At 62.7% G+C, this 16,071-nt stretch carries 13 protein-coding genes and 1 other RNA gene; all 14 read left to right on the plus strand.

The window, feature by feature from the left end:
- Entirely contained in the window at window positions 1-1,176 is a 1,176-nt protein-coding gene (locus ACS4RR_RS10315; RefSeq protein ID WP_456190060.1) for an NAD(P)/FAD-dependent oxidoreductase, read from the plus strand.
- A 156-nt stretch (window positions 1,177-1,332) separates the two neighbouring features.
- Window positions 1,333-1,730, plus strand: an RNA gene (gene rnpB / locus ACS4RR_RS10320) — RNase P RNA component class A.
- A gap of 409 nt (window positions 1,731-2,139) precedes the next feature.
- Window positions 2,140-2,577, plus strand: a complete 438-nt coding sequence (gene mraZ / locus ACS4RR_RS10325; protein ID WP_024320776.1) for a division/cell wall cluster transcriptional repressor MraZ — start codon at window positions 2,140-2,142, stop codon at window positions 2,575-2,577.
- Between the two features lie 17 nt (window positions 2,578-2,594).
- Window positions 2,595-3,620, plus strand: a complete 1,026-nt coding sequence (gene rsmH / locus ACS4RR_RS10330; RefSeq protein WP_222279954.1) for a 16S rRNA (cytosine(1402)-N(4))-methyltransferase RsmH — start codon at window positions 2,595-2,597, stop codon at window positions 3,618-3,620.
- A gap of 1 nt (window position 3,621) precedes the next feature.
- Window positions 3,622-4,140: a cell division protein FtsL gene (gene ftsL / locus ACS4RR_RS10335; protein ID WP_456190061.1), complete on the plus strand. Its 519-nt coding sequence runs from the start codon at window positions 3,622-3,624 to the stop codon at window positions 4,138-4,140.
- Window positions 4,140-5,900 (plus strand): peptidoglycan D,D-transpeptidase FtsI family protein, encoded by a 1,761-nt coding sequence (locus ACS4RR_RS10340; protein WP_222279955.1) that lies wholly within the window; start codon window positions 4,140-4,142, stop codon window positions 5,898-5,900. The genes ftsL and ACS4RR_RS10340 overlap by 1 nt, the downstream gene beginning before the upstream one ends.
- Before the next feature lie 6 nt (window positions 5,901-5,906).
- The gene (locus ACS4RR_RS10345) at window positions 5,907-7,427 is read left to right on the plus strand and encodes a UDP-N-acetylmuramoyl-L-alanyl-D-glutamate--2,6-diaminopimelate ligase (protein WP_222279956.1); all 1,521 of its coding nucleotides are present in this window, start codon (window positions 5,907-5,909) and stop codon (window positions 7,425-7,427) included.
- On the plus strand, window positions 7,424-8,857 hold the full coding sequence (locus ACS4RR_RS10350) for a UDP-N-acetylmuramoylalanyl-D-glutamyl-2,6-diaminopimelate--D-alanyl-D-alanine ligase (protein ID WP_260109074.1): 1,434 nt from the start codon (window positions 7,424-7,426) through the stop codon (window positions 8,855-8,857). The genes ACS4RR_RS10345 and ACS4RR_RS10350 overlap by 4 nt, the downstream gene beginning before the upstream one ends.
- Before the next feature lie 22 nt (window positions 8,858-8,879).
- Window positions 8,880-9,980: a phospho-N-acetylmuramoyl-pentapeptide-transferase gene (mraY, locus tag ACS4RR_RS10355; RefSeq protein ID WP_017965105.1), complete on the plus strand. Its 1,101-nt coding sequence runs from the start codon at window positions 8,880-8,882 to the stop codon at window positions 9,978-9,980.
- A gap of 7 nt (window positions 9,981-9,987) precedes the next feature.
- Entirely contained in the window at window positions 9,988-11,400 is a 1,413-nt protein-coding gene (murD, locus tag ACS4RR_RS10360) for a UDP-N-acetylmuramoyl-L-alanine--D-glutamate ligase (RefSeq protein ID WP_222279958.1), read from the plus strand.
- A 1-nt stretch (window position 11,401) separates the two neighbouring features.
- A complete protein-coding gene (gene ftsW, locus ACS4RR_RS10365) occupies window positions 11,402-12,556 on the plus strand; it encodes a putative lipid II flippase FtsW (RefSeq protein WP_017965103.1) in 1,155 nt (384 codons plus the stop codon).
- A 6-nt stretch (window positions 12,557-12,562) separates the two neighbouring features.
- Entirely contained in the window at window positions 12,563-13,687 is a 1,125-nt protein-coding gene (murG, locus tag ACS4RR_RS10370; protein WP_456190062.1) for an undecaprenyldiphospho-muramoylpentapeptide beta-N-acetylglucosaminyltransferase, read from the plus strand.
- Window positions 13,684-15,099, plus strand: a complete 1,416-nt coding sequence (murC, locus tag ACS4RR_RS10375; RefSeq protein WP_017965101.1) for a UDP-N-acetylmuramate--L-alanine ligase — start codon at window positions 13,684-13,686, stop codon at window positions 15,097-15,099. The genes murG and murC overlap by 4 nt, the downstream gene beginning before the upstream one ends.
- Window positions 15,096-16,070: a UDP-N-acetylmuramate dehydrogenase gene (gene murB, locus ACS4RR_RS10380; protein ID WP_222386303.1), complete on the plus strand. Its 975-nt coding sequence runs from the start codon at window positions 15,096-15,098 to the stop codon at window positions 16,068-16,070. The genes murC and murB overlap by 4 nt, the downstream gene beginning before the upstream one ends.
- The last annotated feature ends 1 nt before the right edge of the window (window position 16,071 follow it).

The raw sequence follows: 16,071 nt of genomic DNA on the forward strand, positions 1-16,071 counted from the left end.
ATGGCAGTCGATTTCAAATATATCGTCGTCGGCCGCGGGCTCATGGGGGCAGCGGCGGCGCGGCATCTGGCGCGGCAAGTGGACGGTGTCGCAGTGATCGGTCCGGACGAGCCTGATGACCGCAAGGCGCATCAGGGCGTCTTCGCCAGCCATTACGACGAGGGGCGCATCACCCGTACCATCGATCCCGACCGCAATTGGGCGCTGCTCGCCAACCGTTCGATCGGCCGTTATGGCGAGATCGCTCGCGACAGCGGCATCGACTTCTATCGCGAGGTCGGCTGTGCCGTCGTCGCGCCGACGCAGAGCGATTATCTCGAGAGAACCCGACAGGCCGCCATCTCGCTCGGTGTCGAGACTCGCCTTCTCGATGGGGCCGGCCTGAAGGCCGTCTTTTCCTTTTTCGCCTTTCCTGATGGTGGCGCCGGCGTCTTCGAGGCGAAGGGGGCGGGCCACATCAGTCCGCGCAGCCTGGTCAAGGCGCAGTCGCTGCTCGCCGAAAAGGCAGGCGCCACCGTCATTCGTGACTATGTCGTTTCGATCCGCAGCGAGGGCGGCGTGGCTGTCGTCGAAACATCAGGCGGCCGGACCTGCCGCGGTGAAAAAGTGCTGCTGGCAGCGGGCGGATTTTCCATTGCGGAGAATCTGTTGCCGCGGCCCCTTGCCATGACGGTTTATGCCCGGACCGTGACGCTTTTCGAGGTAAGCGAGGCCGATGCTGCGCGCCTGGCCGCGATGCCGTCGCTCATTCTCCGGGCGCCCGGCATCGAAATCTACCTGCTGCCGCCGATCCGGTATCCCGACGGCAAATTCTACTTGAAGATCGGCGGCGATCCTGACGATATGGCACTCAGCGACAACGCCGATATGCGCGCCTGGTTCAAGACCGAGGGCCGCGATACGGTGCGCGCGCATCTCAAACGCATCGTTGAAGGTCTCGTGCCCGATATCGTGCCGCTCTCGATTTCGACGGCGGCCTGCGTCGTGTCGCATACGGAAAGCGGCTACCCGATGATTGGCTACACCTCATCGCCAGAAATCGCGGTGCTCACGGGCTGTGCCGGAACGTCGGCCAAGAGCTCGGACGAAATCGGCCGGCTTGGGGCCGAGCTGCTTTTGTCAGGCGGAATCGGCGTACAGGGCTATTCCACGGATTTCACACCGCAATTTCGCTAGAGCATTTCCGTTTTTCTCCGAACCACGGGGGTGCTCTCTTTTTTGTTGTTCCGCAATTCCGAACGCAAAACCGATGCGCAGTGTTGCTGGAATTGCTCTGAGCGATATCGTTTATTTCGATAGCAATTGCGATCCCTCTCGTTTATGGGAGCCGTGCCAGTTGGCTGGGCAGCCGCGCTTTACCAATGCCGAAAGGCGGTAGGGTGAGGAAAGTCCGGGCTCCACGGAAACACGGTGCCGGATAACGTCCGGCGAGGGCGACCTCAGGGAAAGTGCCACAGAAAGCAAACCGCCTGTCATGACAGGTAAGGGTGAAAGGGTGGGGTAAGAGCCCACCGCATCTCCGGCAACGGAAATGGCACGGTAAACCCCACCGGGAGCAAGACCGAATAGGGATGACGTGGCAGGCCGAAAGGCCTTCCGGCCGGTTTCCAGGCCAGTCATCCGGGTGGGTTGCGTGAGGCAGCGTGCGAACGCTGTCCCAGAGGAATGGCTGCCACGTTCCGGTTCACGCCGGAGCCATACAGAACCCGGCTTACAGGCCAACTGGCGATTACCATCTTAACGGCGCGGCAGCCGGATTTCCGCGTAAGTCGCTGAAACCGACTGTTTCAAGCGAATGTTTATGCATCCATAGGATGGATTTTGCTTGTGGCTTTACCAATGCGTGTCATTTGTAGGGTAAGCTGCTAACCCTTTGTTAAACTTAACGGCTTATAAATTTTTGATCATGCGTCCGTTGCAAAATGGGCGTATCCCATTGACGCCCATATGGTCCCATGCTATCCCAAATGCGCACTGCACCAGGGCAATCATCTGCCCATTCATCGCAAAGCAAAGGCGTCTTCCTCTCCGGAAGCGTCGGAAGGGTTTTTGCTCATCCGGCTTGCGAAGCTGTGCCTGATATCGGGAGTTTCGGGCGTTTTTTGGTCCGGATCCCTGCGGGAACGGATGTTTCGTGTGATGAGCCGCTTCCTTTCGAACGCGACCAACAGGATCGACGCCAAGGGCAGGGTTTCCGTGCCTTCGGCTTTCCGTTCCGTGCTGGCGCAGCGCAACGTCCAGGAGCTCTACTGCTTTCAGGACTTTGTGTTTCCGGCGATCAGCGTCGGCGGTCCGGATCTTCTCGAAAGATTCGAACGGCAGATTGCTGCGGAGGATCCGTTTTCGCCGGATGCGAACGAGATGTCGCTTCTCATTCATGGAGGCGGGGTCTTCATGAAGCTCGACGCCGAGGGGCGGCTGATGGTCACGGATTTCATTCGGGGCTTCACTGGCATCTCGGACGAAGTGACCTTCGTCGGTCGGGCGGATCATTTTCAGCTCTGGCAGCCGCAGGCTTTTGTGGCTGCACAGGCGCAAGCACGAGGGGAGCGCAAGCTGGCGGGCAAGCGTTCCTGAAAGAACGAGGGAACGGAATGGTGGCGAATCCTGGCGGAGGTTCAACTGATGCCGGTGGCGGACCGGTTCGCCACATTCCGGTTCTTCTCGTCGAAGTCCTTGCGGCGCTGGCGCCCGCGCCCCGCAAACTCATCCTCGACGGCACATTTGGTGCGGGCGGCTATAGCTCGGCCATCCTGGCGACCGGCGCCGACGTGATCGCGCTCGACCGCGATCCGACGGCAATTGCGGCGGGCCAAGCGATGGTCGCTGCCCATGGCGGTCGGCTCAGGCTCGTTCATTCGCAATTCTCGCATCTTGGCGATTACGCGCCGCCGCGCGGGCTCGACGGCGTCGTGCTCGATATCGGCGTCTCTTCCATGCAGATCGACGAGGCCGAGCGCGGCTTCTCCTTCCAGAAAAACGGTCCGCTCGACATGCGGATGTCGGCCGAAGGCGTTTCGGCCGCCGATGTCGTCAACCGTGCCAAGGTCGCCGATCTCATCCGCATCTTCCATTTTCTCGGTGAGGAAAGCCAGGCGCCGCGCATCGCCCATGCGATCGAGAAGCGCCGCGCCGAAAAGCCGTTCGAAACGACACGCGATCTCGCCGGTCTCGTCGAGCTCGTCACGCCGCGCAAGATGAAGGACAAGATCCATCCGGCAACGCGCGTCTTCCAGGCATTGCGCATCTTCGTCAATGACGAGCTCGGCGAGTTGGCGCAGGCGCTGTTTGCGGCGGAGGCGGCACTGAAACCCGGCGGGCGGCTCGTCGTCGTCACCTTTCATTCGCTCGAAGACCGCATCGTCAAGAAATTCTTCTCCGACCGCGCCGGCAAGGCGTCGGGTTCGCGGCACCTGCCGGTCGCACATGAGCGGGCCGCAACCTTTGCGGTCATCGGCAAGCCGATGGTTTCGGCAAGCGAGGCGGAGGCGGAGATCAATCCGCGTGCCCGCTCCGCCAAGCTTCGCGCTGGCCTGAGGACCGACGCTGCCGCCGAAGCCGCGGATATGTCGCTCTTCGGGTTTCCCAATCTTGCCAGCCTCGGAAAGCTTGGTGGTTGATATGCTGAAAACGTTTGATCTCGTGCTCATCGGCGTCATGACGGCCACTGCCGCCGTAACCTACACGATCAAGCACCGCGCCGAATTGAAGCTCGAGGAGGTTCACCGCCTCGAAGCCGAGATCAAGCTCGAGAAGGACACGATCGACCTTCTCAAGGCCGACTGGGCGCTGCAATCGCAGCCGAACCGGCTGGAGCGACTGGTCAGAGCCTATAATGACGAATTGAAGCTGCAGCCGACGGAATCGACGGCGCTGGTGCATGCCAAGGAATTGCCGATGCTGAAATCCGAGGTTCCCGTGCCTGATGTGACGGAGGCCAAGGTCAGCGCCAAAAGCGCGACCGAGGCCAGCGCCAAGAAGGCCAGCGCCAAAGGCGCGACCGTGGCCAGTGCCAAGGGCGCGCCAGACACCGCCAAGGGCGCGCAAGCCATCGCCAAGGCACAACCCATTCCAACGCCTTCGCCGCGCGGTGAGGCAGAGGATGCAGATCAGATCGAAACCGGATCGGTGGAGGAATAATGTCGTTTCTTTCCCGCATCATGGTTTTGAAGAGCCAGGCGCATTTCTCCGCCGGCGTCTATAACCGCTTCGGTGGTCCTTCCCCCGCCGGCTTGGCGATCGAGGGATCGCGCAAGAAGAAATCAGGGCAGGCAAAAAGCCGCGTCGGCCTGCTGATCCTTGGCTTCATGGGTGTCTACGCGGTCATCGGCGGCCGTCTCGTCGAATATGCAATGAAGGACCAGGAGGTCGTCTCCAGCATCCTGCCGCCCGACCGGCTGATGGCCTCGCGCCCCGACATTCTCGACCGCAACGGCGAGGTGCTGGCGACGGACATCCGTACCGTCTCGCTGTTTGCCGAACCGAACAAGATCGTCGACGCCGACGAGGCGGTCGAGAAGCTCGCGACGGTGCTGCCCGAGCTCGACGTCAAGGACACCTACAAGAAACTCTCGGTCAAGACCTCGCATTTCGCCTGGCTGCGCCGGCAGCTGACGCCGAAGCAGCAGAGCCAGATCCTGGCGCTCGGCATTCCCGGGATCGGCTTCCGGCCGGAGAAGCGCCGCTTCTATCCGGGCGGCTCGACCGCCGCGCATATCCTCGGTTACGTCAACATCGACAACCGCGGTGTCGCCGGCATGGAGAAATTTATCGACGACCAGGGGCTTGCGGATCTCGCCTCCGTCGGCATGACCAGCGACCAGCCGCTCGAGCCGGTGCGGCTATCGATCGACCTGCGCGTGCAGAACATCGTGCGGGACGCGGTCGTCAACGCCGTCAACAACTTTCAGTCCAAGGGCGCGGGTGCTGCGGTCATCGACGTGCATACGGGAGAAGTGCTGGCGATGGCATCGGCGCCGGATTTCGATCCGAACGATCCGCAGGAAGGCGCCAAGGAGGGTTGGCTCAACCGGATGACCAACGGCACTTTCGAAATGGGTTCGACCTTCAAGACCTTTTCGCTGGCCATGGCGCTCGACAGCGGCAAGGTGAAGATGACCGATAGTTTCGATGCCAGCAAATCGATCTATATCGGCGGTTTCACCATCCACGATTTTCACGGGCAGCGCCGCTGGCTGACTGTTCCCGAGATTTTCCAATATTCGTCGAATATCGGCACGGCGCGCGTCATCGACATCGTCGGCATCGATGCGCAGAAGGACTATCTGACCAAGTTCGGCCTCTTGACGAAGATGCAGACCGAGCTGCCCGAAGTGAAGATGCCGAGCCAGCCGCGCGTTTGGAAGAAGATCAATTCGATCACGATTTCCTTCGGCCATGGCGTCTCGACGACGGCGCTGCAGACAGGGGTGGCGGCTGCCGCTCTCGTCAACGGCGGCAAGCTGATCGAGCCGACATTCCTGCCGCGCACGCGCGAGCAGGCCGATCAGATCGCCACGCAGGTGATCAAGAAGTCGACCAGCGACGAGATTCGCTATCTCCTTGACTTCAACGGCTACAAGGGATCCGGGCGCGTCGCCCGCGTGCCGGGCTTTTCCGTCGGCAGCAAGACCGGCACGGCTGACAAGGTGGTGAACGGGCGTTATTCGGCGACCCTGAATTTCAATTCCTTCATCGCCGCATTCCCGATCAACGATCCCAAATATGCGGTGATCACCTTCTGCGACGAGCCGAAGACCGGTGAGAAGGCCTATGGCGGAACGATCTCGGCCGGTACTGCCGGTCCGATCGCCCGCGAGATCATCAGCCGCGCGGCCCCCATTCTCGGCATCGAGCCGAAATTCGGGGAGGGCGGATCGGCCTTGCTGGTGTCTTATTGAGTGTGAATGAATATCGACGCCGATTCGCGAGGGGTGAACCGGATTCAAGAGAGAAAAGTGCGTGCGATGAAATTGCGAGACCTGGCCGGAGATCAGTTTCCGGAACTTGAAGCACAGCTCGAAGGCCCGGCAGGTTTGCTTGATATTTCAGGCCTGTCTTCGGACAGCCGCAAGGTGGCGCCGGGCAATGCTTTCGTCGCGGTCGCCGGCACCAAGGCGGACGGCGCAGGCTTCATCGCGGATGCCGCCGGCCGCGGCGCTGCCGTCGCGATCGCCTCCCAAGCCGTCGCTGCTGCGATCCCGGTGCTTGCAGTCAAGGAGCCGCGGCGTTTCCTTTCCATCGCCGCCGCGCGTTTCCATGGCAGGCAGCCCGATACCATGGTCGCCGTCACCGGCACCGCGGGCAAAACCTCCGTCGCTTCTTTCACCCGGCAGATCTGGGCGCATGCCGGCCACGCGGCCGCGATGATCGGCACGACGGGCATCGTCTCGCCGACGCGCAACGAATATGGCTCGCTGACGACGCCCGATCCTGTGTCGCTGCATGAGCTGTTGGCGGAACTTGCCGGAGAGGGCGTGACGCATGCCGCTATGGAGGCCTCCAGCCACGGCCTCGACCAGTGCCGGCTCGACGGCGTGAAGCTTGCGGCAGCCGCCTTCACCAATCTCGGCCGGGACCACATGGATTATCATCCGACGATCGAGGCCTATATGGCCGCCAAGATGCGGCTTTTCGATACGCTGTTGCCGAAGGGATCGCCGGCGGTGATCTTCGCTGACGATCCGTGGTCGGCGCAGGCGATCAAGGCCGCGACCGATGCCGGTCACGATGTTCGTACCGTCGGGCGAAAGGGTGACTACCTCTCGTTGAAGCGGGTCGAGCACTTCCGCCACAAGCAGACGGCCGAGATCCATATCGGCGGCGAGATCTTCGAGGTGGACATTCCGCTGGCCGGCGACTTCCAGGTCGCCAACGCACTGGTCGCGGCGGGGCTTGCCATGTCGACCGGCGTTGAGGCGAAGGTTGCGATGGCCGCGCTCGAGAAGCTCGTCGGCGCGTCCGGCCGTCTCGAACTTGTCGGCCATACAAAAGACGGGGCGCTCGCCTATGTCGATTACGCCCACAAGCCGGACGCGCTGGAAAACGTGCTGGGCTCGGTCAGACCCTTCACCACCGGCCGCGTCATCGTCGTCTTCGGCTGCGGCGGCGACCGTGACCGCGGCAAGCGGCCGATCATGGGCGAAATCGCCTGCCGACTTGCCGACGTCGTCATCGTCACCGACGATAATCCGCGTTCGGAGGAGCCGGCCTCGATCCGGGCGGAGATCATGGCGGCAGCAAGCTGCGCCTCGGAAATTGCCGATCGCGCCGCGGCGATCCGCGAGGCTGCGGGCATGCTGAGATCCGGGGATACGCTGATCGTCGCCGGAAAGGGGCATGAGGAAGGGCAGACGATCGGCGACGTCACCCTGCCGTTTTCCGATCATGCGGAGGTGCGCAAGGCCTTGGAGGACCTGAAATCTTGAGCTGGCTCTGGACGACCGAAGACATGATCGCAGCGATGGCGGGGCGCCCCTTCGGCACTCCGCCCGAAGGAATCACCGGCATCTCCATCGACAGCCGTTCGATTTCGCTAGGCGAAGCCTTCTTCGCGATCAAGGGCGACCGTGTCGACGGTCACGACTACGCATCGATGGCGATGGCGAACGGTGCCTCCCTTCTCGTCGTCAGCGAGGCGCGGCTTCCCGCCATGGGTCGGCTGACGGTGCCGATGATCGTCGTGGAAGACGTGCTCGCGGCACTCGGCCGGCTTGGCCTTGCCTCGCGCGAGCGCTCAAAGGCCCAGATCATCGCGGTGACGGGATCTGTGGGAAAGACGACCACCAAGGAAATGCTGCGGCATGTGCTGTCGCCCTCCGGCAAGGTGCACGCCTCCGTCGCCTCCTTCAATAATCATTGGGGCGTGCCGCTGACGCTGGCACGCATGCCTGAGGATGCGGATTACGGCGTCTTCGAAGTCGGAATGAACCATCCCGGCGAGATCCGGCCGCTGGTGGCGATGATTCGTCCCGATGTCGCCATCATCACGACGATCGCGCCGGCGCATCTCGGCAATTTCAAAAATATCAAGGAAATCGCCGCCGCCAAGGCCGAGATCTTCGAGGGGCTCGAACCCGGTGGTCATGTCGTGCTCAACCGCGACAACGACCAGTTCAATTTCCTCGACCGCACGGCGCAATCACACGGCATCGAGCATATCCATTCCTTCGGCCAGCATGCCAAGGCCGAATTCCGGCTCGCAGAATTCAATGGCTCCGACGAGAATTCGACGCTGTGGCTGACGATTGGCGGCCAGACGCTGGAAGTTGCGCTCGGCGCGCCGGGCCGCCATATCGCCGAGAATGCGCTCGCAGCGCTCGGCGTCGTCAGGATCGTCGGCGCCGATATGCAGAAGGCGATCGAAGCGCTCGCGACGCTGAAGCCGGAAAAGGGCAGGGGCAAGCGCCACCGACTTTCGATCGGCAGCGGCAGCTTCACGCTGATCGACGAGAGCTACAATGCCAATCCGGCCTCGATGCGCGCGGCGATCGCGCTGCTGGCGGCCTCCGAGCCGACCGGCCGCGGACGCCGTATCGCCGTGCTCGGCGACATGCTTGAGATGGGCGACTATGCGCAGAAGGTCCATACCGACCTTGCGGTGCCGCTGCTGGCCGCCGGTATCGAACATGTCTGGCTGGCCGGAGCCGAGATGGCAACGCTCAAGGAATCGTTGCCGGAAAGCGTCCATGTCGAATATCGCGAGAACACGAGCGAATTGACGGACTATGTATTGAACTCGGTCGCGCCGGGCGACGTGTTGATGGTGAAATCGTCTCTGGGCATCGGTTTCGGCAAGATCGTCGCCGCGCTCCTTGACAAGTTCCCGCCATTTGCCGACACGCAACGCGAATTTTGATCGGGTAAACAAGGGGCCCTGAATGCTGATCTGGCTTGTCGAACTGTCGGAATATTTCAAATTTCTGAATCTGTTCAGATATATTACCTTCCGCACGGGGGCCGCTCTCTTCACCTCAGCGCTGATCGTCTTCCTGTTCGGGCCGACGATCATCAATTCGCTGCGCATCCGCCAAGGCAAGGGCCAGCCGATCCGCGCCGACGGGCCGCAGACGCATTTCAAGAAGGCCGGCACGCCGACCATGGGCGGGCTGATGATCCTCGCCGGCATCATCGGCGCATCGCTGCTCTGGGCCGATCTTTCCAACGTCTATGTCGTCGCCACGCTGCTGGTGACGCTGGGCTTCGGCGCGATCGGCTTCTACGACGATTACCTTAAGGTCACGAAGCAGAGCCATATGGGCTTTTCGGGCAAGGCGCGTCTCGGCATCGAATTCGTCATCGCCGGCATCGCCGTCTATTTCATGATGCGCACCGCTCTTGCCTCGGGGATTGCCGGCTCGACCTTCGGCTCCTCGATCGCCTTTCCTTTCTTCAAGGACTTCATGATCAATATCGGCATCATGTTCGTCGTCTTCGGCGGCTTCGTCATTGTCGGCGCCGGCAATGCCGTCAATCTGACCGACGGTCTCGACGGGCTTGCCATCGTGCCTGTGATGATCGCCGCCGCCTCCTTCGGCGTCATCGCCTATCTCGCCGGCAACGTGGTGTTTGCGAACTACCTGCAGATCAATTTCGTGCCCGGCACCGGCGAGCTCGCCGTCGTGCTCGGCGCCGTCATCGGCGCCGGCCTCGGCTTCCTCTGGTTCAACGCGCCGCCGGCCGCCATTTTCATGGGCGACACTGGATCGCTGGCACTCGGCGGCACGATCGGCACCGTCGCCGTCGCCACCAAGCACGAGATCGTCATGGCGATCATCGGCGGCCTCTTCGTCATCGAGACGCTGTCGGTCATCATCCAGGTCGGCTTCTTCAAGATGACCGGCCGGCGTGTCTTCTTGATGGCGCCGATCCATCATCACTTCGAAAAGAAGGGCTGGACCGAGAGCCAGGTGGTGATCCGCTTCTGGATCGTCGCCGTCGGCCTTGCAATGCTCGGCCTTTCGACGCTGAAGCTCCGGTGAGGCAGCGATGATCCCGGTCACGACGCTCAAGGATAGGAAGGTCGCGCTCTTCGGGCTCGGCGGCTCCGGCTTTGCCACCGCCCGGGCGCTGATATCCGGCGGTGCCGATGTGACCGCCTGGGACGACAATCCCGACAGCGTTGGCAAGGCCGTGGCTGAAGGCATCAGGACGGAGGACCTGCACAGTATCGACTGGAGCCAGCAGGCGCTGTTCGTGCTGTCGCCCGGCGTGCCGCTCACCCATCCGAAGCCGCACTGGACTGTCGATCTTGCCCGCGCGGCCGGCGTCGATATCGTCGGCGACGTCGAGCTCTTCGTGCGCGAGCGCCGCGCCCATGCGCCGGATTGCCCTTTCATCGCCATAACAGGCACCAACGGCAAGTCGACGACGACGGCGCTGATTGCCCATATCCTGAAATCATCAGGCTACGACACGCAGCTCGGCGGCAATATCGGCACGGCGGTGCTGACGCTCGATCCGCCGAAGGCCGAGCGCTATTATGTCGTCGAATGCTCCTCCTATCAGATCGATCTGGCGCCGACGCTGGACCCGTCTGCCGGCATCCTGCTCAACCTGACGCCCGATCATCTCGACCGTCACGGCACCATGCAGCATTATGCCGATATCAAGGAACGGCTGGTCGCCGGCAGCGATGTCGCAATCGTCGGCATCGACGACAGCCATTCGGCGCTGATTGCCGACCGCGTCGAGCGGGCGGGCGTCAAGGTGATCCGCATCTCGCGCCGCAACGTCGTGGCCGACGGCATCTATGCCGAGGGCACCAAGCTCATCCAGGCTGCCGGCGGCGCGATGCTGCCTTTCGTCGATCTCGACGGCATCCAGACGCTACGCGGCAGCCACAATGCGCAGAACGCCGCCGCAGCCGTCGCTGCCTGCCTCGCCGTCGGAGTTTCCGCCGAAGACATCCGCGCCGGCCTTGCCTCGTTCCCCGGCCTCAAGCACCGCATGCAGCCGGTCGGGCAGCGTGGCCGCGTGGTTTTCGTCAATGATTCCAAGGCGACCAATGCGGATGCTGCGGCGCCGGCCCTTTCGAGCTATGATCGCATCTACTGGATCGCCGGCGGCCTGCCGAAGGCTGGCGGCATCACGACGCTCGCTCCCTATTTTCCGCGCATTGCCAAGGCCTATCTGATCGGCGAGGCGGCGGCGGAATTCGCCGCGACGCTCGGCGAGGCTGTTCCTTACGAAATATCGGACACGCTGGAGCGCGCCGTCGCGCATGCGGCCGCCGATGCCGATCGCGACGAGAGCGCCGCTTCGGCCGTGATGTTATCCCCGGCTTGCGCAAGCTTCGACCAATATAAGAATTTCGAAGTCAGGGGCGAAGCCTTCGTCGGCCACGTGGCGGCGCTTGACGGGATTGCGATGCTGATCGGTCCGGCAACAGGAGAGAAATGACATGGTAAGCCGCGCGGAACGTGGGCCTCTGGCCGATTGGTTCTGGACCATCGACCGCTTCTTCCTGGCAATGTTCATCTTCCTGATGGGCATCGGATTCATGCTGTCGTTTGCGGCATCTCCTGCGGTCGCCGAACGCATCGGGCTCGAGCCTTTTCACTTCGTCAAGCGCCATGCGGCCTTCATGATCCCCTCGATCGGCGTCATGCTCGGGCTGTCGTTTCTCACGCCGCGCCAGGTGCGGCGAACCGCGATCCTGATCCTGATCGTCTCGGTCGCGATGATGGTGCTGGTGCTCTTCGTCGGGCAGGAGGTCAAGGGTGGCAGGCGCTGGATCTGGATCGCCGGCCTTTCCATCCAGCCATCGGAATTCATGAAGCCCGCCTTCGTCGTGGTCTGCGCCTGGCTGTTTGCCGAACATGCGCGCCAGCCGGAGATCCCCGGCAATCTCTTTGCCATCATTCTGTTCGGCATCGTCGCAGCCCTTCTCATCGCGCAGCCGGACCTCGGCCAGACCATCCTGACCACGGCCGTCTGGGGCGGGATGTTCTTCATGGCCGGCATGCCATGGATCTGGATCATGCTGCTCGGTATCGGCGGCGCCGGCGGCCTGCTCAGCGCCTACTACGTCTTCCCGCACGTTGCGTTGCGCATAGACAAATTCATGACCGGCGAAGGCGACACGTTCCAGATCGACACCGCGCGCGAGGCGATCATCCGCGGCAGCTGGTTCGGCCAAGGACCGGGCGAGGGGATCGTCAAGCGCATCATCCCGGATGCGCATACCGACTTCATCTTCTCGGTCGCGGCCGAGGAATTCGGCATCGTCTTCTGCATGGCGCTCGTTGCGCTGTTTACCGTGCTGGTGCTGCGCGGCCTGTCACATGCCTATCGCGAGCGCAACGACTTCAACCGTTTCGCCGTCGCCGGCCTGGTGCTGCAGATGGGCATTCAGTCGATCATCAATATCGGCGTCAATCTCGAATTGCTGCCGGCGAAGGGCATGACGCTGCCGCTGATTTCCTACGGCGGCTCGTCTATGGTCGCGATCTGCGTCACCGCCGGCTTCATTCTGGCGCTGACGCGCCATCGACCGGAAAAACGGGCGCAGGACCGGAGCCTCTTCCGCGTCCCGCACGGCATGCCGGCGGAGTAGAAGACTATGAGCAAAGGCATCGTGCTGCTTGCCGCCGGGGGAACCGGCGGCCATGTGTTCCCTGCGGAGGCGCTGGCCTTCAAGCTGAAGGAGCGCGGCTATTCGGTGCATCTCGTCACGGACAGCCGGGCTGAGCGCTATGCCGGCAAGTTCCCGGCCGAGGAAATCCATGTCGTACCGTCGGCGACGATCGGCTCGAAGAACCCGGTTGCTGTCGCCCGCTCGCTATGGACGCTCTGGAGCGGCATGCGGGCGGCGAAGAAACTGATCCAGCGGTTGCGGCCGATCATCGTCGTTGGTTTCGGTGGTTATCCCACCGTGCCGCCGCTGCTTGCCGCCACCCGGCTCGGCGTGCCCTCGATGATCCACGAGCAGAATGCGGTGATGGGGCGCGCCAACAAGGCCCTGGCAACCCGCGTGCAGGCCATCGCCGGCGGGTTCCTGCCGGAGGGAGGCGCTGCCTTTCCAGACAAGACGGTGACGACGGGCAATCCGGTCCGCCCGGCGATCATCGCTGCGGCCGAGGTGCCGTACACGCCGTCGCATCCCCGCGAGGCCTTCAACCTCGTCGTCTTCGGCGGCAGCCAGGGTGCGCAATATTTCTCCAAGGCGCTGCCGACGGCGATCAGCCTGCTCGACGAGGCGCTTCGCGTGCGCCTGCGCATCACCCAGCAGGTGCGTCCCGAGGATATGGAAATGGTCAGCGGCTGCGTCACCAAGCTGGAGATGGGAGCCGATATCGCCCCCTTCTTTACCGACATCGCCGAGAGGCTGGCGAGGGCGCATCTCGTCATCTGCCGTTCGGGCGCCTCGACGGTTTCGGAAATCTCCGTCATCGGCCGGCCTGCCGTGCTCGTGCCTTACCCGCACGCTCTCGATCACGATCAGGCGGCGAATGCGGCGGCACTTGCTGCGACCGGCGGGGCAAAGGTGATCGCCCAGTCGGAGCTTTCGCCGGAGAAGATCGCAGCGATCCTGACGGCTGTCATGAACGATCCGGAAAAGCTTTTGCACATGGCGGCGGCGGCGAAACGCGCCGGGAAACCCGATGCAGCGAACTTGCTTGCCGACATGGTTGAGGCTATTGCCGCCAGACGGACAATTGCAGAATTCAAGAGGACACGCGCATGAAACTGCCGAAGACGATCGGCCTCGTCCATTTCATCGGCATCGGTGGCATCGGCATGAGCGGCATTGCCGAGGTGCTGCACAATCTCGGCCACAAGGTGCAGGGATCGGATCAGGCTGACAGCGCCAATGTCCAGCGCCTGCGCGACAAGGGCATCGAAGTGTTTGTCGGTCACCGAGCCGAAAACCTGGGTGAGGCCGAAGTCGTCGTCGTCTCGACGGCGATCAAGAAGAGCAATCCGGAACTCATCGCCGCGCGCGAAAAGCTGCTGCCGGTGGTGCGCCGCGCCGAGATGCTGGCCGAGTTGATGCGCTTCCGCAATGCGATCGCCATCGGCGGCACGCATGGCAAGACGACGACCACGTCGCTGGTTGCCGCGCTGCTCGAAGCCGGCGGACTTGACCCGACCGTCATCAATGGCGGCATCATCAATGCCTACGGCACCAATGCCCGCATGGGCGAGGGCGAGTGGATGGTGGTCGAGGCCGATGAATCGGACGGCACCTTCCTGAAGCTTCCGGCCGATGTCGCCGTCATTACCAATATCGACCCGGAACATCTCGACCATTACGGCAATTTCGACGCCGTGCGCGCCGCCTTCCGGCAGTTCGTCGAGAATGTGCCGTTCTACGGCTTCGGCGTCATGTGCCTCGACCATCCCGAGGTGCAGTCGCTGGTCGGCCGCATCGAGGATCGCAAGATCATCACCTATGGCGAAAACCCGCAGGCCGACGTGCGTTTCATGAATGTGCGCATCGACGGCACGCGCTCGATCTTTGACGTCCAAATCCGTCGCCGCCGCACCGGCCAGGTTATCGAGCTCAAGGGGCTGGTCATGCCGATGCCGGGGCGCCATAATATCTCCAACGCGACGGCGGCGATCGCCGTTGCCAACCGGCTCGGCATATCGAGCGCCGATATCGCCAAGGGGCTTGCCTCCTTCGGCGGCGTCAAGCGCCGCTTCACGCTGACCGGTGAGTGGAACGGGGTGCAGATATTCGACGATTACGGCCACCATCCCGTCGAGATCAAGGCAGTGCTGCGCGCCGCCCGGGAATCCTGCAAGGGGCGTGTCATCGCCGTCCACCAACCGCATCGCTTTAGCCGTCTTGCGAGCCTGTTCGAGGAATTCGCCGCCTGCTTCAACGATGCCGACAGCATCTTCCTGGCACCCGTCTATGCGGCGGGCGAGGATCCGATCGAGGGTATCGATTCCGTGTCGCTGGTATCGCGCATCAAATCCGGCGGCCATCGCGACGCCCGCTTTCTAAGCTCGGCGGAGCTTCTGCCGCAGATGGTCGCGGAGGTTGCAAAGCCTGGCGATTTCGTGGTTCTGTTGGGGGCTGGGAGCATCACATCCTGGGCGGCGGCGCTGCCCAAGCAACTGGAAGGCCTATCGGGAAAGTCCGTATGAAACAGGTGAATGGGGAAAAGCTTCTCGCGTCTCTCGGAGACGGTGTAAAGGATATCCGCGGCCGTATTACGCCGGATGCCCCTATGGACCGTGTCACCTGGTTCAGGGCTGGCGGCCTGGCCGAGCTGATGTTCCAGCCGCATGACATCGACGATCTCGTCGCCTTCCTGAAGATATTGCCAGAAGAGGTGCCGCTGACGGTGGTCGGCGTCGGCTCCAACATCCTGGTACGCGACGGCGGCATTCCCGGCGTCGTGCTGCGCCTGTCGGCCAAGGGGTTCGGCTTCGTCGAGCTTGCCGGCGAAAACCGGATTCTCGCCGGCGCCATCTGCCCTGATAAACACGTGGCGGCGATGGCGATGGACAACGGCATCGGCGGCTTCCATTTCCTCTACGGCATTCCCGGCGGCGTCGGCGGCGCGGCGCGCATGAATGCCGGGGCCAATGGCGTCGAGACGCGCGAGCGGCTGATCGAAGTCCATGCGGTCGACCGTAAGGGCGACAAGCATGTGCTTTCCAATGCCGAGATGGGCTACTCCTACCGGCATTCGACCGCATCGACAGATCTGATCTTCACCTCCGTGCTGTTCGAGGGCTATCCGGAAGAGCGCGCGCAGATCCGCGCCGAGATGGACGCCGTGCGCAACCACCGCGAGACGGTGCAGCCGGTGCGCGAAAAGACCGGCGGCTCGACCTTCAAGAACCCGGCCGGCCATTCGGCCTGGAAACTGATCGATGAGGCAGGCTGCCGCGGCCTCGTCATCGGCGGAGCGCAGATGTCGTCGCTTCACTGCAACTTCATGATCAACATGGGGCAGGCAACCGGCTACGACCTCGAATATCTCGGCGAACAGGTGCGTCGCGAAGTCTTTGAAAAAGACGGCATCAAGCTCGAATGGGAAATCAAACGCCTCGGCGTCTTCATGCCCGGCCGCGAGGTGCGTCCGTTCCACGGTGTGACGAGCGAGTAAC

Source organism: Rhizobium zaerense, assembly GCF_051810725.1.
Lineage (GTDB): Bacteria > Pseudomonadota > Alphaproteobacteria > Rhizobiales > Rhizobiaceae > Rhizobium > Rhizobium leguminosarum_I.